Annotated in this window: 19 protein-coding genes and 1 rRNA gene; 10 read left to right on the forward strand and 10 right to left on the reverse strand. The window is 65.3% G+C overall.

From position 1 onward, the window contains the following. Position 1: 1 nt before the first annotated feature. Both rrf and sugE read left to right on the forward strand, forming a co-directional pair. A 5S ribosomal RNA gene (gene rrf, locus HOP58_RS18110) occupies positions 2 to 117 on the forward strand. Positions 118 to 256: 139 nt separating this feature from the next. After that, positions 257 to 571 (forward strand): quaternary ammonium compound efflux SMR transporter SugE, encoded by a 315-nt coding sequence (sugE, locus tag HOP58_RS18115; RefSeq protein WP_010627686.1) that lies wholly within the window; start codon positions 257 to 259, stop codon positions 569 to 571. A 106-nt stretch (positions 572 to 677) separates the two neighbouring features. Here sugE and gdhA read toward each other — a convergent pair whose 3' ends face one another. Then, a complete protein-coding gene (gene gdhA, locus HOP58_RS18120; protein ID WP_234261103.1) occupies positions 678 to 2030 on the reverse strand; it encodes an NADP-specific glutamate dehydrogenase in 1353 nt (450 codons plus the stop codon). Between the two features lie 251 nt (positions 2031 to 2281). Here gdhA and rlmM point away from each other — a divergent pair, with 251 nt between their 5' ends. After that, entirely contained in the window at positions 2282 to 3367 is a 1086-nt protein-coding gene (gene rlmM / locus HOP58_RS18125) for a 23S rRNA (cytidine(2498)-2'-O)-methyltransferase RlmM (protein ID WP_234261137.1), read from the forward strand. Between the two features lie 42 nt (positions 3368 to 3409). Here rlmM and HOP58_RS18130 read toward each other — a convergent pair whose 3' ends face one another. Continuing rightward, positions 3410 to 3697: an antibiotic biosynthesis monooxygenase gene (locus HOP58_RS18130; protein WP_010627689.1), complete on the reverse strand. Its 288-nt coding sequence runs from the start codon at positions 3695 to 3697 to the stop codon at positions 3410 to 3412. A gap of 29 nt (positions 3698 to 3726) precedes the next feature. On the opposite strand from HOP58_RS18130, the gene tusA reads away from it, so the two are divergent. After that, positions 3727 to 3978, forward strand: a complete 252-nt coding sequence (tusA, locus tag HOP58_RS18135; RefSeq protein ID WP_234261104.1) for a sulfurtransferase TusA — start codon at positions 3727 to 3729, stop codon at positions 3976 to 3978. A gap of 24 nt (positions 3979 to 4002) precedes the next feature. Here the strand turns inward: tusA and HOP58_RS18140 are convergent, their stop codons facing one another. The 3 genes from HOP58_RS18140 to HOP58_RS18150 all read right to left on the reverse strand — a co-directional run bounded on the left by HOP58_RS18140 (position 4003) and on the right by HOP58_RS18150 (position 7354). Further along, complete coding sequence (locus tag HOP58_RS18140; protein ID WP_234261105.1) at positions 4003 to 4716, reverse strand: hypothetical protein; 714 nt, start codon at positions 4714 to 4716, stop codon at positions 4003 to 4005. A 153-nt stretch (positions 4717 to 4869) separates the two neighbouring features. Next, entirely contained in the window at positions 4870 to 5934 is a 1065-nt protein-coding gene (locus HOP58_RS18145; RefSeq protein WP_234261106.1) for a DUF3080 family protein, read from the reverse strand. Beyond that, complete coding sequence (locus HOP58_RS18150; RefSeq protein ID WP_234261107.1) at positions 5906 to 7354, reverse strand: MATE family efflux transporter; 1449 nt, start codon at positions 7352 to 7354, stop codon at positions 5906 to 5908. The genes HOP58_RS18145 and HOP58_RS18150 overlap by 29 nt, the downstream gene beginning before the upstream one ends. Before the next feature lie 136 nt (positions 7355 to 7490). On the opposite strand from HOP58_RS18150, the gene HOP58_RS18155 reads away from it, so the two are divergent. Then, on the forward strand, positions 7491 to 8075 hold the full coding sequence (locus HOP58_RS18155; RefSeq protein WP_234254292.1) for an elongation factor P hydroxylase: 585 nt from the start codon (positions 7491 to 7493) through the stop codon (positions 8073 to 8075). On the opposite strand, the gene HOP58_RS18160 is transcribed toward HOP58_RS18155, so the two are convergent. Further along, entirely contained in the window at positions 8033 to 8884 is an 852-nt protein-coding gene (locus HOP58_RS18160) for a LysR family transcriptional regulator (protein WP_234261108.1), read from the reverse strand. The genes HOP58_RS18155 and HOP58_RS18160 overlap by 43 nt on opposite strands. A 97-nt stretch (positions 8885 to 8981) precedes the next feature. Between HOP58_RS18160 and HOP58_RS18165 the strand changes: the two genes are divergently transcribed. Further along, the gene (locus tag HOP58_RS18165) at positions 8982 to 11210 is read left to right on the forward strand and encodes an alpha-ketoacid dehydrogenase subunit alpha/beta (RefSeq protein WP_234261109.1); all 2229 of its coding nucleotides are present in this window, start codon (positions 8982 to 8984) and stop codon (positions 11208 to 11210) included. Beyond that, positions 11207 to 12295, forward strand: a complete 1089-nt coding sequence (locus HOP58_RS18170; RefSeq protein ID WP_234261110.1) for an ACP S-malonyltransferase — start codon at positions 11207 to 11209, stop codon at positions 12293 to 12295. Before HOP58_RS18165 ends, HOP58_RS18170 begins: the two co-directional genes overlap by 4 nt. Here HOP58_RS18170 and HOP58_RS18175 read toward each other — a convergent pair. Both HOP58_RS18175 and HOP58_RS18180 read right to left on the reverse strand, forming a co-directional pair. Next, positions 12281 to 12757, reverse strand: coding sequence for a hypothetical protein (locus tag HOP58_RS18175; protein WP_234261111.1), 477 nt, complete (start codon positions 12755 to 12757; stop codon positions 12281 to 12283). The two genes, HOP58_RS18170 and HOP58_RS18175, sit on opposite strands and share 15 nt — an antisense overlap. A gap of 1 nt (position 12758) precedes the next feature. Then, the gene (locus HOP58_RS18180; protein ID WP_234261112.1) at positions 12759 to 13652 is read right to left on the reverse strand and encodes a TatD family hydrolase; all 894 of its coding nucleotides are present in this window, start codon (positions 13650 to 13652) and stop codon (positions 12759 to 12761) included. A gap of 100 nt (positions 13653 to 13752) precedes the next feature. On the opposite strand from HOP58_RS18180, the gene HOP58_RS18185 reads away from it, so the two are divergent. Continuing rightward, a complete protein-coding gene (locus HOP58_RS18185) occupies positions 13753 to 15678 on the forward strand; it encodes an ATP-binding cassette domain-containing protein (RefSeq protein ID WP_234261113.1) in 1926 nt (641 codons plus the stop codon). Between the two features lie 55 nt (positions 15679 to 15733). Here HOP58_RS18185 and HOP58_RS18190 read toward each other — a convergent pair whose 3' ends face one another. After that, positions 15734 to 16186: a universal stress protein gene (locus HOP58_RS18190; RefSeq protein ID WP_010627703.1), complete on the reverse strand. Its 453-nt coding sequence runs from the start codon at positions 16184 to 16186 to the stop codon at positions 15734 to 15736. Between the two features lie 100 nt (positions 16187 to 16286). Between HOP58_RS18190 and HOP58_RS18195 the strand changes: the two genes are divergently transcribed. Further along, positions 16287 to 16823 (forward strand): preprotein translocase subunit YajC, encoded by a 537-nt coding sequence (locus tag HOP58_RS18195; RefSeq protein WP_234261114.1) that lies wholly within the window; start codon positions 16287 to 16289, stop codon positions 16821 to 16823. 2 nt (positions 16824 to 16825) lie between these two features. On the opposite strand, the gene slyA is transcribed toward HOP58_RS18195, so the two are convergent. Continuing rightward, on the reverse strand, positions 16826 to 17269 hold the full coding sequence (slyA, locus tag HOP58_RS18200) for a transcriptional regulator SlyA (RefSeq protein ID WP_010627705.1): 444 nt from the start codon (positions 17267 to 17269) through the stop codon (positions 16826 to 16828). 335 nt (positions 17270 to 17604) lie between these two features. Between slyA and fadB the strand changes: the two genes are divergently transcribed. Next, the gene (gene fadB / locus HOP58_RS18205) at positions 17605 to 19782 is read left to right on the forward strand and encodes a fatty acid oxidation complex subunit alpha FadB (protein WP_010627706.1); all 2178 of its coding nucleotides are present in this window, start codon (positions 17605 to 17607) and stop codon (positions 19780 to 19782) included. Positions 19783 to 19788: the final 6 nt, after the last annotated feature.

A 19788-nucleotide genomic window follows, 5' to 3' on the forward strand; every position in this document is an offset into this window, starting at 1 on the left:
GCCTGACGACCATAGCGAGTGGGAACCACCTGATCCCATGCCGAACTCAGCAGTGAAACCGCTCAGCGCCGATGGTAGTGTGGGGCCTCCCCATGCGAGAGTAGGTCATCGTCAGGCACTTCTTCAGAAACCCAGCTTCGAAAGAGGCTGGGTTTCGCCGTTTGGGGGGCCTAAAATGGCTCCGATCGCCAGCGGGACGACCCGATGGTGTGCTGCCAACCCGGGGACGGCCTCGGACCCTCAGAAGGAAATCTCAATGGCCTGGTTGTTGTTGGTCGTTGCCGGTCTTCTCGAAGTGGCGTGGGCGTTGGGCCTGAAGGCGTCACACGGTTTTACCCGACCGCTCCCCAGTCTGCTCACGATCTTGGCCATGGTGGCCAGTTTCTATCTGCTGGCACAGGCAATGAAGGTGCTGCCCGTGGGTACCGCCTACGCCATCTGGGTAGGCATTGGTGCGGTGGGTACGGTCTTGCTGGGCATTCTGATCTATGGCGATAGCGCTTCGCCGCTGCGGCTGCTCAGCCTGGTGCTGATCCTTGCCGGCCTGGTGGGCTTGAAGCTGGCTGCTTAGCGGGCGGTAGGTAAGAAGGTGCCCGTATGAAGCAAAGCCCTGGCCGAGAAGGCCAGGGCTTTGTCGTGTTCGGCCATCGGGAGCCCGACGGCCTGGATGGAGCGGCTTAGACGACGCCTTGATCGATCATGGCATCGGCCACCTTGCGGAACCCGGCGATGTTGGCGCCCAGCACCAGGTTGGTGGGCTCGCCGAACTCCTCGGCGGTGCCCGCACACTGCCGATGAATACCTGCCATGATCGCCTGCAGCTTGGTGTCGACCTTCTTCAACGACCACTGCTGCATGCTGCTGTTCTGCGCCATCTCGAGCTGACTGGTGGCCACGCCGCCGGCGTTGGCCGCCTTGCCGGGGCCGTAGGCGATCCTGGCTTCGAGGAAGCGGTCGACGGCGGTAGCGGTGGAGGCCATATTGGAGCCTTCGCTGATGCAGTGTACGCCGTTGCCGAGCAACGCCATGGCGTCGGCCTCGGTCACTTCGTTCTGCGTGGCGCTGGGGAAGGCAATCTCGCCCTTGATGCGCCATACGGCATGGCCGTCGCTCGGGTAGTCCAGAGCATCGATGTACGTTGCCTCAGGATGGTATTCCACATACTCACGCAGCGAGGTGCGTTTGACCTCCTTGAGCAGCTTGAGCGTGTCGAGATCGATACCTTCCGGATGATGGATCGTGCCGCGGGAGTCCGAGCAGGTGATGGGTCGGGCGCCGAGCTGGTAGAGCTTCTCGATGGTATAGATGGCAACGTTGCCGGCGCCGGATACCAGGCAGGTCTTGCCGATGATGCTGTCGCCGCGCGCCTCGAGCATGTTCTGTGCGAAGTAGACCGCGCCGTAGCCGGTGGCTTCCTTGCGACCGAGGGAGCCGCCCCAGTTCAGCCCCTTGCCGGTAAAGACGCCTTCATAGCTGCCCGTAAGACGCTTGTATTGGCCATACATGTAGCCGATCTCGCGGGCGCCTACGCCGATGTCGCCGGCCGGCACGTCGATGGTCGCGCCGATATGGCGATACAGCTCGTTCATGAACGACTGGCAGAAGCGCATGATTTCGCCGTCGGACTTGCCCTTGGGGTCGAAGTTGGAGCCGCCCTTGCCGCCGCCGATGGGCAGCCCGGTCAGGGCGTTCTTGAAGATCTGCTCGAAGCCCAGGAACTTGATGATGCTGGCATTGACGCTTGGATGGAAGCGCAGGCCGCCCTTGTAGGGGCCCAGGGCCGAATTGAACTGGACGCGATAGCCTTTGTTGACCTGCACCTTGCCGGAGTCGTCGACCCAGCTGACACGGAACATGACCTGACGCTCAGGCTCGACGATACGCTCGATGATGCTGTGCTGGTGATAGCGCGGCACCGTCTCGAGCAGAGGACGCAGGCACTCGAGGACCTCTTCTGCCGCTTGGTAGAACTCGCTTTGGGCAGGGCTGCTCTTTCTCAACCCTTCGAGGGTGTCGTGCACGTAAGTCATCGCTGTGTCCTGATGGTGAAAAGGATGCGCTCACTATAATTCAGTGCACCACTATGCAGCAATTGCATAGGCTATGTCGGGATTAGACATTGATATGAGTCGAAATCGCTTTCAAATTGCCATTTTTTGCGCACCAATATAGAACATTAGATCTTTTTAAAAGACGTTGTTTAAACGAATCCAAGATGGCCGACAGCGAAGGCCTAGTGCTGGTACCATTCGTCACCAACGAATCCGTGAGAGAAACACCGATGTCCAGCCTGGCAGAACGCATGGTGCCCGATCAGCTGCTCTTCTACTGTCGCCCGGGTTTCGAAGCCGATGTGGCAGCCGAAGTGGCGGCAAACGTCGAGCGACTCGGCTGGCAGGGCAGGGCCGAGTTCATCGATCAGGCAGGCTGCGTGAATTTCGTCGTCGACGATGAGCGACCGGCCAATGAGCTGCATCGACAGCTGGCGTTCGAGCGGCTCATCTTCGCGCGCCAGAGTCTGGTAGCGCTGCCGCCACTGCAGTTGGGGCGTGACGACAGGCTGTCTCCCATCCTCGAGCAGGTGGTGGAGAGCGGCTGGAGTTTCGATGCGATCTGGCATGAAACTCCCGATACCAATGAGGGCAAGGCGCTGGCGGGATTGATCAAGGCGCTGACGCGCCCGCTCGAATCGGCCCTGCGCAAGCGGGGAGCTCTGCGTCGCAAGGCCGGTGGGCGTCGTTTACATCTGTTCTGGATGGATGGCGACCTCGTGCAACTGGGCATGAGCTTCCCGGGTAACCGCAGCGAACTGCCCGGGGGCATACGCCGGCTGCGCTTCCCTTCGGCAGCTCCCAGCCGTTCGACGCTGAAGCTCGAGGAGGCCTGGCACGAGTTCATTCCGCGGGAGGAATGGGACGAGCGCCTGACGGAGGGCATGCAGGCGGCGGATCTGGGAGCGGCGCCCGGCGGATGGACCTGGCAATTGGTCGCACGGGGCATGCATGTCTACGCCATCGACAATGGCCCCATGAAGGGCGACCTGATGGCCACGGGTATGGTCGAGCATCTGCGTGAGGACGGCTTTGTCTGGGAGCCGCCCTATCGGTTGGATTGGCTGGTTTGCGACATCGTCGACAAACCGGCTCGGGTCACTGCCATGGTTCAGCGTTGGCTGATTCGACGCTGGTGCCGGGAGGCGATCTTCAATCTCAAGCTACCGATGAAACGACGCTGGGAGGAGGTGCAGCGCTGTCTGGTTCTGCTGGAAGAGGCGCTGGGGGATGCCGGCGTTCGCGCCACGCTGCGCTGCCGTCATCTCTACCATGATCGTGAGGAGGTCACGGTGCATGTCAGGCTGCACGACTGAGGTCAGCCAGCTGCAGCGACCAGGCGCAGAGGTCAGGGCGTCTCAGTAGGACGGCTCGTAGATGCGAATGGTCTCGTCCTCGGTGAGCAGCGGCAGGATGCGCTGCATCACCCTGGAGCGCTCCTCGCTGGTGTACCATTCGTTCCAGGCGTTCAGATCCCGCCACTTGACGATCATCAGACGCCGGTCGCTGCGGCCGCGTTCGACCAGGGTTTCGCCGCCGACGAACCCTCTGGCACCGAGAGAGAAACGCATCGCCTCACGGGCGGCTTCTTCGTATTCCTCTTCCAGGCCAGGCATGATGCGACGTTCGATTATGATCTTTATCATCTAGCAGTTCCCTACGCCGAGGTCGATCGATGACGAATACCGCCGACTCGCAGCCCGTCCACCAGGTCGAGCTGGACACGACCGGTCTTTACTGCCCGGAGCCCATCATGCTCATGCACAACAAGGTGCGTGACATGCACTCCGGCGAAATACTCAAGGTGGTGGCGACGGACCCCGCCACCACCCGTGACATCCCCAAGTTCTGCAGTTTCCTGGGGCACGAGCTGGTGGCGCAGGAGGAGTCGGACGGCCACTATGTCTACTTTATCCGCTTGGGCTGATGTACCGCCACCCCTGCTGCGTGCCTAGCCGTCGGCCCTTACGGAGGTGTTGGGCATGACCATCAGCGCCAGGGCCTCCAGGGTGCCGGGGTCCTGCTCACGGATTCGATTGGCGATGCTGCGCTGGAAGAAGTAGACCATCCTGTGGCGGCTTCGGCCCGGATAGAGGCAGGCATCGCCGGGTAGGATCGGGGTGGTCTCGATGAGTGACTCATCGGCCAGCAGAGCTTCCACGTTACCGTCGCTGTACAGACGCCAGCCGAACACTTGCTTCAACTGCCAGGGGCGATCGTCATCATCGATGCAAAGGGCGTGGGTGCCTTGAGTATCGGGAATCTGCTGGATGAGGGTGATGTCGCGCGTCTCTTCGTAATCGAAGTAGGCGGCGGCGTGTTCCAGCTCACAGGCCTTGTGGGGTGGGGGGTATTCGAGCAGCTCTTCGGTTTCGGGATCGCGATAGCCGACGAAACGGCCGTGTTCCGCATCGTCGAGCTGATGGCAGGAGGTCAACGTCTCCATCCAGGGCACCAGGCCCACGACATCGCCATCTTCACGCAGGCCCCAGGCCAGAATGGGCATGCCGTAGAGGGAGTCAGGGTCCGAGGCCAGGCTGTAGACCATTTCAAGGCCGTCCAGCTCGGGGGAGAGGCGCACCAGGCGTCGCTTGGCCTGGAGCTTCTGGCGCATCGTTTCCAGGTCGATGACCCGGGCAGGGCGGGGTGACAGTGTCATACCCATGTTCCTCCCTCCAGATTCTGCATGGGCCGAGCGGCAAGGTCACGGCTACGGCAAGGCTGACGGGATCGACTCCTACCTTCTCGCAATCACCAATATCACAGAGTTGGCATCCAAGTTAAGCCTGTCGGCACCTTTTTCGTGCAGGCCCGGGGTTTACGTGCATCGCCTGGCCAGGGCCTGCCAATGCTGCCGATGCTCGTTGCGTGCCTGGCGCAGGGCAGGCAGGGGGGCCTCGGGGTTCTCCAGCGAGAGCCAGGCATGGCGATAGTCATCGACCGCTTCGGGCGGGGGAACATGGCTTGCGAACAGGCCGTCGATCGCTTCGAGCCAGCGCGTCGCCAGGCTCTCCAACTGGTCCAGCCAGGCGAATGCTGCCATGTCGGCCATCTCTTCGCTCAGCGCATCGGCAGGCGAGGCAAGTGCGGTGCAGCCACGCTGCGACCGGAGGTTGGCGGCAAGAAGCTCGTTCGCTTCGGTCAGGCGTCTTTCGGCAAGCACCAGGGCGCGCAGCAGCTCGGCGGTCAGGGGGCGGCTGCGCAGTGAGTTGAGGTGGTTCTCCAGCGTACTCGACTGGTGCTGCCATTCGGGATTGAACTGGTTGAGAGTGGCTTGATGTAGCCACGCAAGGGCTTCGAACTGTGCCTCGATGCCGCGCGTATCGTCCGGTGCCAGGGGGGAGCTGGCGCGGGAGAAGCTGCGCACCCACTCTTCGGAATCGAACAGACTGTTCCAGCTCACCTTTGGCAACTGCTCGGTCTTGATCAGCGTGAGCCGTTCGAGGCGCTCGCGGTTGGCGTTCGACAAGCTGTCAGGCACGTCGCTGTGCCAGCAAGCATGCAGGCGGCGCCACAGTTCCAGCTCGTATATCCACTGTTGGCTGGGTGGCGCCACGCGCCCGAGCTGGTTGTTGCGGGCGGCGACCAACTGGGTGATATGACAATCGCGCAAGGCGTAGACGTTGAGCATGCCCTCGCGGGTTTCGGCCACCTCGAAGAGGCGCTCGTCGCGATCGGGAAAGGCGCCGATGTTGGCCGGCGCCGTCCTCTCCGGTGCCGGCTGGCCCAAGGCTTCGGCGAGCGCCCTCTGGTACTCGATGAGCTTGGCATCACCCTGCTCACCGCCGCCGCAGCCCGCCACCAGCGATGTCATCAGCCCTGCCATCATGCCTGCCGTCAGATGGCGTTTCGCCTCAGTCCAGCGGTATTTCCTGCTCGCCATGTGCGACTCCCTTGGCCCTGCGCCGCAGCCGCTCGCCGAGCAGCAGCGCCGCCACGGTGAGCCCAGCGATCAGGCCGATCCAGTAGCCATGCACTCCCAGCGGTTCGCTCCAGCCGGGCAGGCCGCGGGTGCCCAGCCAGTGGCCGCCGGCCAGCCCTATCGCCCAATAGGCGAACAGGGTGATGACCATGATGATGCGGGTGTCCTTGTAGCCCCTCAGGGCGCCGGCCAGGTTGACCTGCAGCGAGTCGGACACCTGATAGAGCATGGCCAGCAGAACCAGCGACAGGGCCAGGCGTTGCACGGCCGTATCGTGAGTGTAGAGAGCCATGACCGGCTCTGCCGTGAACCACAGCAAGGTGCTGTTGAGCAGCGCGATCAGCACCGAGACCAGTATGCCGTTCCAGGCCACCATGCGTGCCCGTTCGACCTTGCCCTGGCCCAGGGTGTTGCCGACCCTGACGGTCAACGCCATGCTCAGGGCCAGCGGCAGCATGAACAGGATCGAGGTGTAGTTCAACGCGACCTGGTGCGCCGCCACCGTCACTTCGCCCAGGCTGGCGATGAACAGCGAGATCAGCGTGAACAGCGTTACCTCGACGAAGATCGCTACGCCAATGGGTACACCCACGTAGAGCAGCTCGCCGATCAGACGCCAGCGGGGCGGGGTGGGGGAGTGCCATAGCGAGACGTTGCCGTAGGCCCGTGAGCGCCGCGTATAGGCGATCATGGTCAGGCACATGACCCACATGGAAAGGGCGGTGGCGATACCGCAGCCCAGCGCGCCCAGCGCCGGCAGGCCTTGTATCCAGCCGGGCAGCCAGTCGCCGAAAAGCGCCGTGAGCCCGTCGCCGCCGTAGATCAGCACGTAGTTGCTGGGAATGTTCACCCCGAGCCCTACCAGGCTGATCCACAGCGAGGGGCGGGTGTGGTTCATGCCGTCGGAGAAGGCGCGCAGCGCCTGGAACAGTGCGACCCCCGGCATGCCGAAGGCCACGGCCGAGAGATAGGCTGCCGAGCGGCGTGCCACCTCGGGGGGAACGTCCATCAGGCGGAAGATCGGCATCACCGTGAACCACAGCAGCAGGGCCGCCACCACGCCCAGGGCGAGGGCCACCCACAGCGCCTGATGCACGCTGGGACGGATGCGCTCCGTGGTGCCGGCGCCGAGCAGTTGGGCGACGATGGGCGTCAGCCCCATCAAGGTGCCGGTCATGAACAGCATCAGCGGCAGCCACAGACTGGAGCCCACCGAGACTGCGGCCAGGTCGGTGGCGCTGAGCCGCCCCGTCATCATCACGTCGGCCACACTCATGCCGGCCTGGGCCAGCTGGGCGCCACAGATGGGCAGGGCAAGACGCATCAACGGCCGCGTTTCCGTGCGGCTGACGCCTAGCAGGTTGGAGAAGAACGTTGCCAAGGCAGAAGGCTCCATGCGTGTCGAAAGCCTGACCAATGTGTCAGGAGAACCGAATATGTTAGCAATATCCGGTGAATTTCGCTGCGTGGTCGACTCGCCTATACTGTCCCGCCGCTCAGCCACACAGGAAGCCAGCGTGACGCATCGCCTCGAGGACGTGATCGCCCTGTTCGACGGGCTCTTCCGGGATAGCTTCGACACCCGCCTGCTGCGTGGCGGCGACGAGCCGCTCTATCTGCCTGCCGATACGGACTGCCCCTGGCACCGGGTCATCTTCGCTCGCGGCTTCTATGCCAGCGCCCTGCACGAGATCAGCCACTGGTGCATCGCCGGCGAGCGGCGCCGCCAGTTGGAGGACTACGGCTACTGGTACCTGCCCGACGGTCGTGATGCCGAGCAGCAGCGCCGCTTCGAGGCGGCGGAAGTGGCGCCTCAGGCGTTGGAAATGCTCTTTTCACGTGCCTGTGGGCTGCGCTTTCACGTTAGCGTCGACAACCTGGGCGGAGACACGGACGTCGACCGTGACGCCTTCGCGGCCCGTGTCACGGCCCGCGCGGCGCGCTACGAGCGTGAGGGGTTCCCCGCCCGGGCGGCGGCCTTTCATGCCGCGCTGCAGGCCTTCTACCAGCAGGGGCTCTCTCTCGAGAGTGCCGTTGCCAGCGGCCTCGATGTCCTGGCTCAGGCAGTACCGGCTGACTCCCACGCCTGCCTGCCGAGCTGAAGCAGCGGCTCGAGAGCGGGCATGGCCTGCCGCGCCGGATAAGCCACGCCGACGGTCTGGCGAATGTCGAGGCCGCTGAGAGGCCGGCACTGCACGTCCGGATGGATGAGGATTTCCGGCCAGGCCGGTACCAGCGAAGCACCGACGCCGGCCGCTACCAGCCCCAGGGTGTATTCGATGGTGCGCAGGCGCGCACGAACCTGACAGCGTACGCCGGCATCGCTGAGTACCGACGCCAACTGTTCCATGGCGGCACAGGGCTGTCGCCAGATGAACGGAAGACCGTCGAGGTCGCTCAGCGATACGGACCCCTTCAAGCCCAGAGGATGGCCGCCGGGCAGCGCCAGCAGATAGCTGTCGTGCCAGATGGGTTGAAATGCCTCGCCAGCTGCCAGGTCCTGTTCGCCGATGATGCGGGCGTCGCAGCGCTCCTCGGGATTGACCAGGGTCAGCGCCAGGTTGTCGCCCTGACCGATGTACTCCTTGAGCAGTGCCGTCATGCGGTTGGCCCCGAGCGAGCGCATCAGGCCCAGGCGTACCGGCGTTGCGGGCGCCGGCGTGCGGAACAGACGGTCGATGGCGTTGAGGTCTTCGCTGACCTGACGCGCCAGCGGGTAGAGCCGGTGGCCCTCCTCGGTCGGCGTTATACCGCGCCGATGACGCTCGAATAGTAGCGTGCCCAGGCGCTCTTCCAGTTGCACCAGCGCCGTCGAGATCGAGGGTTGCGCCACGTGGCAGCGTCGGGCGGCGGCGCTGATCGAGCCGCCCTCATAGGCGGCAATGAAGTAGCGCAGGCTGCGAACATCCATAGGTGGGGCCTATATCTGGGGCAGGATATCGATATTATCTCTTTGTCTGCCGGGCGCGCTAGGCTAGAGACATCTACCCTCCTTGCCTGGAGCCAGCATGGTGCTCGAACCCCTACCCCAAGAGCAGCGTTTCTTCACCGCCCTGCGCAGCGGCGACTGGCCGACACCGGATCGCGACTGGTCGCTAGAGGAGGTCGGGCTCTCTGCGGCGGATCTAGCCGAGCTGTTCGAAACCCAACTGATGAGTCGCCACCTGGACCTGCATGCCCGGCGCCTGCAGGCCCGCGGCGAAGCCTTCTACACCATCGGCAGCGCCGGTCACGAGGGCAATGCCGCCATCGCCCGCGCCTTTCGCGCTACCGATCCTGCCTTTCTGCACTATCGCGACGCGGCTTTTCTGATCCAGCGCAGTCGCGGTGTGCCGGGGCAGACGCCGCTGTGGGATCTGCTGCTGAGCTTCGCCGCCTCGGCGGATGACCCGATCTCCGGCGGGCGGCACAAGGTACTGGGCTCGAAATCGCTGCATGTCCCACCCCAGACCAGCACCATCGCCTCGCACCTACCCAAGGCCGTGGGGGCCGCCTACAGCTTCGGGCTGTGGCGGCGGCTGGGCGGTGTCGGCGAGTGGCCGGCCGACGGTGTGGCGATCTGTAGCTTCGGCGACGCCTCGTTCAACCACTCCACCGCCCAGGGCGCGCTCAACGCTGCCGGCTGGGCCGCCTACCAGGGGGCACCGCTGCCGCTGGTGATGGTATGCGAGGACAACGGCATCGGCATCTCCACGCCCACGCCCAACGGCTGGATCGAGGCCAGCATGCGCTCGCGCCCCGGCTTTCACTACCTGGCCTGCGACGGACTCGACCTGCTCGATACCTGGCGAGCGGCGAGGGAAGCCGAACGCATCGCCCGGCTTCGCAAGCAGCCGGTATTCCTGCACATGCGCTGCGTGCGGCTCTACGGCCATGCCGGCTCCGACGCGCAGCAGGCCTACCTCTCTCCCACGCGGATCAAGTCCGACGAGGCCCGCGACCCGCTGCTGGTCACGGCGGGGCTTCTCGAACGCCACGGCGTGCTCGGGCGCGATGCCATCGCCGCGCTCTACCGCTCGGTGGCCGAGCGGGTCGCGCATGTCGCCGAGGAGGCGATCTGTCGGCCCAAACTGGAGACGGCCGCTCAGGTCATGGCCAGCATCGTGCCGCCGCCGCGGGCTGGCCGTGAACGGCCATGGCAGGGTGAGGTGGAGCCCACGCCGGCGCCCATGGCCAAGCTGCTGAATCAAGCGCTTGCCCGTCTGATGGAGAGCCATCCGCATCTGGTGATGGCGGGCGAGGACATCGGCCGCAAGGGCGGCGTCTATGGCGTCACCCAGCGTCTGCAGGCCCAGTTCGGGCCGCATCGGGTGATCGACACCCTGCTCGACGAGCAGAGCATCCTCGGGCTCGGCATCGGGCTGGGGCAGAGCGGCCTGGTACCGATTCTCGAGATTCAGTTTCTGGCCTACCTGCACAACGCCGAGGATCAGCTGCGCGGCGAGGCGGCCACGCTCAGCTTCTTCTCCAACGGCCAGTACACCAACCCCATGGTGGTGCGTATCGCCGGGCTCGGCTACCAGAAGGGCTTCGGCGGCCACTTCCACAACGACAACGCCATTGCCGTGCTGCGCGACATCCCCGGCCTGCTGGTGGCCTGCCCGTCGAACGCCGCCGATGCCGTGGGCCTGCTGCAGGAGGCGGTGCGCCTGGCCGACGAGGAGCAGCGGGTAGTGGTGGTGATCGAGCCCATCGCGCTCTACCACACCCGCGACCTGCATGAAGAGGGCGATCAGCAGTGGTGCTTCGCCGACCCCGGGCCCGGGCATCGCCTGGCGCAAGGGGTGCTCGGCCAGTGGGGCGAGGGGAGCGAACTCGCCATCGTCACCTACGGCAACGGGGTTTACCTCTCGCGTCAGGCGGCGGCAAGGCTGGAGGCCCAGGGCGTGCGCCTGCGCATCGTCGACCTGCGCTGGCTCACCGCCATCGACCATGATGCCGTGTACCGCCACGTCGCCGAGTGCGACCAGGTGCTGGTGGTGGACGAGTGCCGGCGCAGCGGCTCACTCAGCGAGGAGCTGATCACCGCGCTGGTGGAGCGCGGCATGTCGAGCGGCAGGCTGCACCGGCTGACCGCCGAGGATAGCTTCATCCCGCTGGGGCGGGCGGCCACGGTCACGCTGCCTTCGGTGGCGGCGATCGTCGAGCAAGCGCTGCGCCTTGCCGCTCCCGGAGCGAAGGATGGAGCAATGACAAAGACACCAGGCAAGGCGACGGCAGGGAGCGACAACCCATGAGCCAACGGCGCGCTAACGAACCCCGGAGCGGTGGCCGCGAACGGCTGCTGATCGTGTGCCCCGGCCGCGGCACCTACAACGCCGCCGAATGGGGCACCCTCAATCGACTGGCGGGCGGCAGCGAGTGGCTGGCACGCTTCGACGCCATGCGCCGTGAAGCCGGCATGCCGACGCTCACGGAACTGGACGGTGAAACACCCTTTCGCCAGAGCCTGCACGGGCGCGGCGAACATGCCGCACCGCTGATCTATGCCTGTGCCTGGGCCGATCTGCTGGCCATCGATCGCGAGCGTTACGAGGTGGTGGCGGTAACCGGCAACTCCATGGGCTGGTACATCGCCCTGGCTGCGGCAGGCGCCCTGGGGCCCGATGAAGCGCTGCACCTGATTGGCAGCATGGGGCTACGCATGCAAGAGACCCTGGCCGGAGGGCAGGTCATCTACCCCTGGGTCGACGAGGAGTGGCGGCCGGACTGGACACTGCGCCGGGAGCTGCTTGGGCTGATCGAGCGTATCCACGGCCGGGGCGAGGCGGAGCTCCATCTCTCCATCGACCTGGGCGGCATGCTGGTCTTCGGCGGCAACGAAGCGGGGCTGGCGCGCCTGAGCGAGGCGCTGCCGCCCCGCGAGCGGTTTCCGCTGCGGCTGCATCAGCACGCCGCCTTTCATACGCCGCTGCAGGAGGGGGTGAAGCACGAGGCGCGCCGCGAGTTGGCGAGCCTGCCGCTGCGCTCACCCGAGGTGCCGATGATCGACGGCCGCGGCCATGTCTGGACGCCCTGGAGCACCGACCCGCAGGCGCTATGGGATTACACCCTGGGCGAACAGTTGGTCGCGCCCTACGACTTCACGGCGGCGATCCGGGTCGGCGTGAGGGAGTTCGCGCCGGATCGCATCGTGATTCCCGGCCCAGGAGCGACCCTGGGTGGGGCCACGGCCCAGGCGCTGATTCAGCTCGGCTGGCAGGGCTGGAGCGACAAGAGCGATTTCCAGCGGGACCAGGCCGAGGAGCCGAAATTGCTGTGCATGGGCCTGGCGGAGCAGCGCGAGTGGCTGCTGGCTCGGCGGGAGTCACTCACTGCCTAGGCGCTCGTGTAGGCGCAGCATCACTTCCACTTCGTGTTCGGGCCGCATTGGCTCGAGCCCCATTTCGCCGAACAGCTCGTTGCGTGCGCGGCTCCATTCGCCGGCCGAGAGTGCGGGATAGAGGCTGTCGGCCGGTGCCAGTTCGACGAAGGGGTCGATGCCGTAGGTGTCGAACAGCCTGGCCAGGGCGGCTTCGTCGCCGCTGACGCCGGCGGTGAACAGGGTGGCGTTGAAGTGGTCGTTCTCCAGCTCCCGAATCACGTCGAGCGGGCTAGCGCCGAAGCTGTGCAGCTCCTCCAGGCTGTAGCCGTTGAGCTCGTTGAACTCGTCATCGAGCCAGTCGTCGTCGGGCTGGATCAGGGTGTGCTTGATCCTGCCGTCGGTCAGTACCCAGGCAATGGCCAGGGGCAGATCGCTATCGGCGCCGGTTTCCACGGCGATGAATCCGGGTATGTCGGCCATGCTACGACTCCTGTGGGGGGCGGCCATTGTCCTGGGGTTCGCCGTTCAAGGGAAGGCGAAAGAAGCGTCTTGCCGTCTCGCTGGTCGCCCGAGCCAGCTCGGCTTCGTCGTTGCCGCGCCAGTGGGCGATCTCGCGCACGATCCACGGCAGCAGGGCAGGCTCATTGCGCCTGCCCTTGAGTTTGGCAGGTAAATCGCGCGGCAGCAGGTAGGGGCAGTCGGTTTCCACCATCAGGCGCTCGAGGGGGATCTCCTTCACCAGTTCGCGCAGGTGATGGCCGCGGCGCTCGTCGCAGATCCAGCCTGTCAGGCCGATATGCAGGTCCAGATCGAGATAGCCGTGCAGGGTGTCGCGGTCGGCGGTGAAGCAGTGCACCACGGCATCGGCGATGTCGTCGCGCCATGCCTTGAGCATTTCCCGCATGCGCCGGCCGGCATCGCGCTCGTGGATGAACAGCGGCTTGCCGCTCTCCGCCGCCAGGCCCAGTTGCGCCTCGAAGGCGTGCTCCTGCTCCGCCGGGGTGGAGAAATTGCGGTTGAAGTCGAGGCCGCACTCGCCCACGGCCACCACCTCGGGGCGACGGTGCAGCTCGGCCATGCCCGCTGCCAGCTCGGCATCCCAACGGCTGGCATCGTGGGGGTGCACGCCGGCGGTGGCGTACAAGCCCGGGAAGCGCTGCGCCAGCGCCACGGCCTGCTCGGCGTGAGCGAGATCGGTGCCGGTCACGATCAGCGTCGTGACGTTGGCGGCTCGCGCACGCTGCAGTACCGCTTCGAAATCCCGGTCGAAGCTGTGATGGGTCAGGTTGGCGCCGATGTCCACCAGCGGGGCGGGCGAGCGAAAGCGCAGCGCCTCGGGCAGGAAGTCGTCGAAAGTGGCGTGGCTGTGGGACAAGGTACCGCTCCATTGCTCGTTCACGAGGCATTGTAACCAAAGCCACGGCAGGCCAGCCATGCGTTACACTAGCCGCCTCGATGAACGATGAGGTGAGCGCGTGACCCTGCTACGTCTGGAAAGCCTGCAACTGGCCTATGGTACCCATGTGCTACTCAATGGCGCCGACCTGGTGCTGGAGAAAGGGGAGCGTCTGGCGCTGGTCGGGCGCAACGGTACCGGCAAGTCGACCCTGCTCAAGCTGGTGGCAGGGGAGATCCTGCCCGACGACGGCAGTATCTGGCGCGCGCCGGGACTGAAGATCGGCGTGCTGGAGCAGGACCTGCCTTCCGCTTCGGGGGAAACCATCTTCGACGTGGTGGCCCAGGGCCTGCCCCAGGCCGGCGAGCTGCTGGCCGAGTACCACCACCTGGTGCAGGCGGCCGAGCCCGACATGAAGCGCATGGCGACCCTGCAGAGCCGTCTCGAGGCCATCGACGGCTGGTCTTTTCATCAGCGCATCGACGTGGTGCTGACCCGGCTCGGGCTGCCTGCCGACGACCTGATGAGTGCGCTCTCCGGCGGCTGGCGCCGGCGCGTGGCGCTGGCCCGGGCGCTGGTCGCCGAGCCCGATCTGCTGCTGCTCGACGAGCCTACCAACCACCTGGACCTCGACACCATCGCCTGGCTCGAGGAGCAACTGCTCGATTTCAACGGTGCGGTGCTGTTCATCACCCACGACCGGGCCTTCCTGTCGAAGCTGGCCACGACCATTCTCGAACTCGATCGCGGTCGGCTGGGGCGCTATCCCGGGGATTACGCCAAGTACCAGCAGCAGAAAGCCCACGAGCTCGAGGTCGAGGCGCGGGAGAACGCCGAGTTCGACAAGAAGCTGGCCCAGGAGGAAGCCTGGATCCGCCAGGGCATCAAGGCACGGCGCACGCGCAACGAAGGCCGAGTGAGGGCGCTGGAGCAGCTGCGCCGTGAGCGCGGTCAGCGCCGTGAGGTGCAGGGCCGGGCCAGCTTCGGCATCGACAGTGGCGAGCGTAGCGGCAAGCGGGTGGTTGAACTCGTCGGCGTGACCCACCGATTCGGCGACGAGACGATCGTTCGCGACCTTTCGCTCGAGATCCAGCGCGGCGATCGCATCGGCCTGATCGGGCGCAACGGTGCCGGCAAGACCACGCTGCTCAAGATCCTGCTCGGTGAGCTCGAGCCCAGCGAAGGCACGGTAAAGCTTGGCACCAACATCAAGGTGGCCTACTTCGATCAGCTGCGGGCAGGCCTCGAGCCGGAGAAGAGCGTCTACGACAACGTTGCCCAGGGTAGCGACCGAATCACCGTGGGCGGCAAGGACAAGCACGTCATCAGCTATCTGCAGGACTTCCTGTTCACCCCGGAGCGGGCGCGCCAGCCGGTCAAGGCGCTCTCTGGCGGCGAGTCCAACCGACTGCTGTTGGCCAAACTGTTCACCCAGCCGGCCAACGTGTTGGTGCTCGACGAGCCGACCAACGATCTCGACGTCGAGACCCTGGAGCTGCTGGAGGAGTTGTTGCTCGACTTCGATGGCACCCTGCTGTTGGTCTCCCACGACCGCGCCTTCATGGACAACGTGGTGACCGGCGTGCTGGCCTTCGAGGGTGATGGCGTGGTGCGCGAATACGTGGGCGGCTACAGCGACTGGGTGCGCCAGGGCGGAAAACTGCCGCCGGCGCCATGGGAGGGGGCGGCACGCCAGCAGGTCGAGCCTACGGCCAAGCCGGTGGAGAAGGCGCCCGCCGGCCCGTCGCCCTCAGCGCCGGCGGCGAAGAAACCCGCCAAGCTCTCCTACAAGCTGCAGCGCGAGCTCGATGCGCTGCCGGCCGAGATCGAGCGGCTCGAGGCCGAGGTGGCGGAGTACGAAGCCAGGGTGGGCGCCCCGACGTTCTATCAGCAGGAGGCAGGGGTGGTGTCCGAGGTGCTGCAGGCGATGAGCGACAAGCAGGCAGAACTCGACGCCGCCATGGAGCGGTGGATGGAGCTTGAGGCCCTCGCCGCAGGGGAGTAAGACGCTCCCCACATCCCTGTGGGTCGTCGAGCGCAGTAGATAAACAGGGTTTCCGCTACTCGGCGCTCTCGCCCTTTTTTCCTACCCGTACGGCGAGCACGTCGCACTGGGCGCCGTGCAGTACCCCGGTGGAGGTGGAGCCGAGCAGCAGGGCGAAGCCGTGCCGGCCGTGAGAGCCGACCACGATCAGGTCGACGCTGCGCTCCTCGGCGAAGCGGTGGATCTCGGTATCCGGCATGCCCACCAGGACGTGCTGGTTCTCCTTGGCCACGTGAGGGTCGGCAATTTCAGCCAGGCGCTGCTTGGCATGCTCGTCGAGCTGATCCTGGATGCTGGTCAGATCCATTGGGATGTCGCCACCGTAGGCGAAGCCCAGCGGTTCGAGAGTATGCATGATCGACAGCTTGGCCTGGTTGCGCTCGGCGATCTGCAAGGCGCGCTCGAGCACCTTGTGGGAATCCTTGGTCAGGTCCACGGCGACCAGGATGTGGCGGTACTCATTGCTCATGTCAGACTCCTGCGAAGCGGCAAGATGTGGTTGATATGCCTTAACTCTAGGACGCCTGACGAGTCAAGACAACGACTTGCGTCAAGAAACGGAGATAGAGATGGTCTGGGTAGTAATCGTGGCGGCGCTTTTGCTCATGATCTCGCCGGTGATGTGGCTCAAGCCCAGCGCGAGGCAGCGTCGGCTGGCGCCGCTGCGCAGCGCGGCGAACAAAGCCGGGGGCAAGGTCGTTATGGAGAAGCCGCCGCTGCACGGTATCGGCACGCCCATGCCGGGCTATCGCTGGAGCTATCCCAGCGATGCCCCGGGTCCGCGATTCGTGCTGGTGAGGGCAAGCGAGGCCAGCGACGTGCTCGAGCCCTGCGTGGCCGACTGGCGCTGGCGCATCGAGCCTCTCCGGCCGCTGCCGGAAGCGGCTCGTCGACCTCTCGAGGCGCTGCTGATGCGCCTGCCGCAGGATGCGCTGGTCGTCGAATCCAGCGAGTTCGCCATCACCCTGTGGTGGTGGGAGTCGCAGACGGCCGAGCGCTTCCTCACCTACGTCGAGGATTTCCGGTTGCTGCGTGATGCCCTGGCCGGCTACGCCGATCACCCCGGGGCCCGGCGCGCTTTCGGTGAGAAGTCGCCGGGCAACTGAGCTCAGCCATCGCTCTCTCTGGCCTGGATCGCCAGGCCGTTGTTCTCGATGTGCTCCAACAGGGCGTCGAGCTGCCGGATCTCATCCTCGCTGAGGCCTGCCAGCATTTCGCGCCGCGCCTGATTCACCACATCATCGATCTTCTCCAGCAGCGGCGTTGCCGCTTGCGTCAGAAAGACACGCTTGGTGCGCCGGTCCTGATCGCAGGGGCAGCGTTCGATCAGCCCCTGCTCGGAGAGCTGGTCGAGGGTGCGTACCAGGGAAGGCGCTTCGACGCCTATCGCCCGTGCCAGGTCGCACTGAGGCTGCCCATCGCCTAGCCGCCATAGATGGTACAGCGTGATCCAGCGGGTCTGGGTCAGACCCAGCGGCGCCAGGCGCCGGTCGATGATGGCCCGCCACTGCCGGGGCAGGCGGGACAGCCGGAAGCCGATGTTCTGGTGCATGGGACTCCGCAATAATATCGTTGAATTTGTCGAATTGTCCGGACCCCTTGCGTGTAATGCAACTTGTCTGGCGAAAACGCATAGGGAGCGACATGGCCCGGGCCGCCACTTCATTGCCGACGCAGCTCCGTCCGGTGCGGCTCCTGCCACTGAAGCGACTATGCTGTCAGCCAGTTCCACTGACTTCCATTGACCAAGCGTGCCGGTCGCTACGGCCAACAAAGCATCGCCAGGGGCTTGACGTGCCGGCTGGAGTGGACCAAGCTTTCCCGAATCAAACGGCCGTATGAAATCTGGCACTCCGCCAACGCCAACCTCTGTGTGGAGATTCGTGGATGATCTATCAAGGCAACGCCATCACGGTGGCCCGCGGTACCAACAACGGGGGCGACGATGTCGCCATGCTCACCTTCGATCTGAAGGATGAATCCATCAACAAGCTGTCCAGCGCCGTGATCGCCGAGCTCGACGAAGCCGTCCAGGCGATTCGCGCCGAGAGCGGTCTCAAGGGGCTGGTGATCGGCAGCGCCAAGGAGTCGTTCATCGTCGGTGCCGACATCACCGAATTCCAGAGCATGTTCGGCAAGGGCGCCGAGTTCCTCGAGTCGATGCTGATGAAGGTGCATGACATCTTCAATGCCATCGAAGACCTGCCGTTCCCCACGGTGACCGCGATCAACGGCCTGGCGCTGGGTGGCGGCTGCGAGGTCACGCTGACCACCGATTTCCGGGTGATGGGCGACAAGGCCAAGATCGGCCTGCCCGAGACCAAGCTGGGAATCCTGCCCGGCTGGGGCGGCTGCGTGCGCCTGCCGCGCATGATCGGCTCGGACAATGCCGTCGAGTGGATTGCCGGCGGCACCGAGAATCGCGCCGATGCCGCGCTCAAGGTCGGGGCGGTGGATGCCGTGGTACCGAACGATCAGCTCGAGGCGGCGGCCCTGGACATCCTGGCGCGTGCCAATGCCGGTGAGCTCGACTACCAGGCGCGCCGTGCCGAGAAGACCGGCCCGCTCAAGCTCAACGCCATCGAGCAGATGATGGCCTTCGAGACCGCCAAGGGGTTCGTGGCCGGCAAGGCTGGGCCGCACTACCCCGCGCCCATCGAGGCGATCAAGGCGATCCAGAAGGGCGCCGGCGAGGAGCGGACCCGTGCCCAGGCCATCGAGGCCAAGGCCTTCGCCAAGCTGGCCATGACCGACGTGGCCTTCAACCTGGTCGGCCTGTTCATGAACGATCAGGTGGTCAAGAAGAAGGCCGGCAAGTTCGAGAAGCAGGCCAAGGCAGTCAAGCAGACCGCCGTGCTGGGTGCCGGCATCATGGGCGGCGGCATCGCCTACCAGAGCGCCTCCAAGGGCACGCCGATCCTGATGAAGGACATCAAGGAAGAGGCCGTCGAGCTGGGGCTCAAGGAGTCGCGCAAGCTGTTCGCCAAGCAGGTGGAGCGGAAGAAGCTGACCACCGAGCAGATGGCCGAGAAACTGACCCTGATCCGCCCGACGCTCTCCTACGGCGACTTCGGCCACGTCGACCTGGTCGTCGAGGCGGTGGTGGAGAATCCCAAGGTCAAGGGCGCGGTGCTGAGCGAAGTGGAAGGCCTGGTGAGCGAGGACACCATCCTCACCTCCAACACCTCGACCATCTCGATCACTCGCTTGGCGCAGAACCTCAAGCGTCCCGAGAACTTCTGCGGCATGCACTTCTTCAACCCGGTGCACCGTATGCCGCTGGTCGAAGTCATCCGCGGCGAGAAGACCGGCGACGCCGCCGTGGCCGCAACCGTGGCTTACGCCCGGGCCATGGGCAAGACGCCGATCGTGGTTAACGACTGCCCCGGCTTCCTGGTCAACCGGGTGCTGTTCCCCTACTTCGGCGGCTTCAGCCTGCTGGTGGAGCAGGGCGCCGACTTCCAGCGCGTCGACAAGGTGATGGAGAAGTTCGGCTGGCCCATGGGCCCCGCCTATCTGCTCGACGTGGTGGGCATGGATACCGCGGTGCACGCCAACGAAGTGATGGCGGAGGGCTTCCCGGACCGCATGGCTCGCGACGGCAAGACGGCGATCCAGGTCATGTACGAGAACGAGCGCCTGGGCCAGAAGAACGACAAGGGCTTCTATGCCTACGAGGAGGACCGCAAGGGCAAGCCGAAGAAGGTCAGCGACGACAAGGCCTACGAGCTGGTCAAGCAGGTGGCGGTCGGCGAGAAGGAATTCTCCGATGAGGACATCATCGCGCGCATGATGGTGCCGCTTTGCCTGGAGACGGTGCGCTGTCTCGAGGACAACATCGTCGAGACGCCGGCCGAGGCCGACATGGCGCTGATCTACGGCATCGGTTTCCCGCCGTTCCGTGGTGGCGCGCTGCGCTACATCGATGCCATGGGCGTGGCCGAGTTCGTCAAGCTGGCCGATGGCCTGGCCGAGGAGCTGGGGCCGCTCTACGCCCCCACCGACAAGCTGCGCCAGATGGCCGAATCCGGCAAGCGTTTCTATCCCAGCCAGGCCCAGGGCTAATCCACC

The organism is Halomonas sp. MCCC 1A11062 (genome assembly GCF_021404355.1).
Lineage (GTDB): Bacteria > Pseudomonadota > Gammaproteobacteria > Pseudomonadales > Halomonadaceae > Halomonas > Halomonas aerodenitrificans.

Bases quoted from the DNA above. Each gene is read 5' to 3' on its own strand.
- sugE (WP_010627686.1), top strand. From the start codon at position 257: ATGGCCTGGTTGTTGTTGGTCGTTGCCGGTCTTCTCGAAGTGGCGTGG.
- gdhA (WP_234261103.1), bottom strand. From the start codon at position 2,030: ATGACTTACGTGCACGACACCCTCGAAGGGTTGAGAAAGAGCAGCCCT.
- rlmM (WP_234261137.1), top strand. From the start codon at position 2,282: ATGTCCAGCCTGGCAGAACGCATGGTGCCCGATCAGCTGCTCTTCTAC.
- HOP58_RS18130 (WP_010627689.1), bottom strand. From the start codon at position 3,697: ATGATAAAGATCATAATCGAACGTCGCATCATGCCTGGCCTGGAAGAG.
- tusA (WP_234261104.1), top strand. From the start codon at position 3,727: ATGACGAATACCGCCGACTCGCAGCCCGTCCACCAGGTCGAGCTGGAC.
- HOP58_RS18140 (WP_234261105.1), bottom strand. From the start codon at position 4,716: ATGGGTATGACACTGTCACCCCGCCCTGCCCGGGTCATCGACCTGGAA.
- HOP58_RS18145 (WP_234261106.1), bottom strand. From the start codon at position 5,934: ATGGCGAGCAGGAAATACCGCTGGACTGAGGCGAAACGCCATCTGACG.
- HOP58_RS18160 (WP_234261108.1), bottom strand. From the start codon at position 8,884: ATGGATGTTCGCAGCCTGCGCTACTTCATTGCCGCCTATGAGGGCGGC.
- HOP58_RS18165 (WP_234261109.1), top strand. From the start codon at position 8,982: ATGGTGCTCGAACCCCTACCCCAAGAGCAGCGTTTCTTCACCGCCCTG.
- HOP58_RS18170 (WP_234261110.1), top strand. From the start codon at position 11,207: ATGAGCCAACGGCGCGCTAACGAACCCCGGAGCGGTGGCCGCGAACGG.
- HOP58_RS18175 (WP_234261111.1), bottom strand. From the start codon at position 12,757: ATGGCCGACATACCCGGATTCATCGCCGTGGAAACCGGCGCCGATAGC.
- HOP58_RS18190 (WP_010627703.1), bottom strand. From the start codon at position 16,186: ATGAGCAATGAGTACCGCCACATCCTGGTCGCCGTGGACCTGACCAAG.
- HOP58_RS18195 (WP_234261114.1), top strand. From the start codon at position 16,287: ATGGTCTGGGTAGTAATCGTGGCGGCGCTTTTGCTCATGATCTCGCCG.
- slyA (WP_010627705.1), bottom strand. From the start codon at position 17,269: ATGCACCAGAACATCGGCTTCCGGCTGTCCCGCCTGCCCCGGCAGTGG.
- fadB (WP_010627706.1), top strand. From the start codon at position 17,605: ATGATCTATCAAGGCAACGCCATCACGGTGGCCCGCGGTACCAACAAC.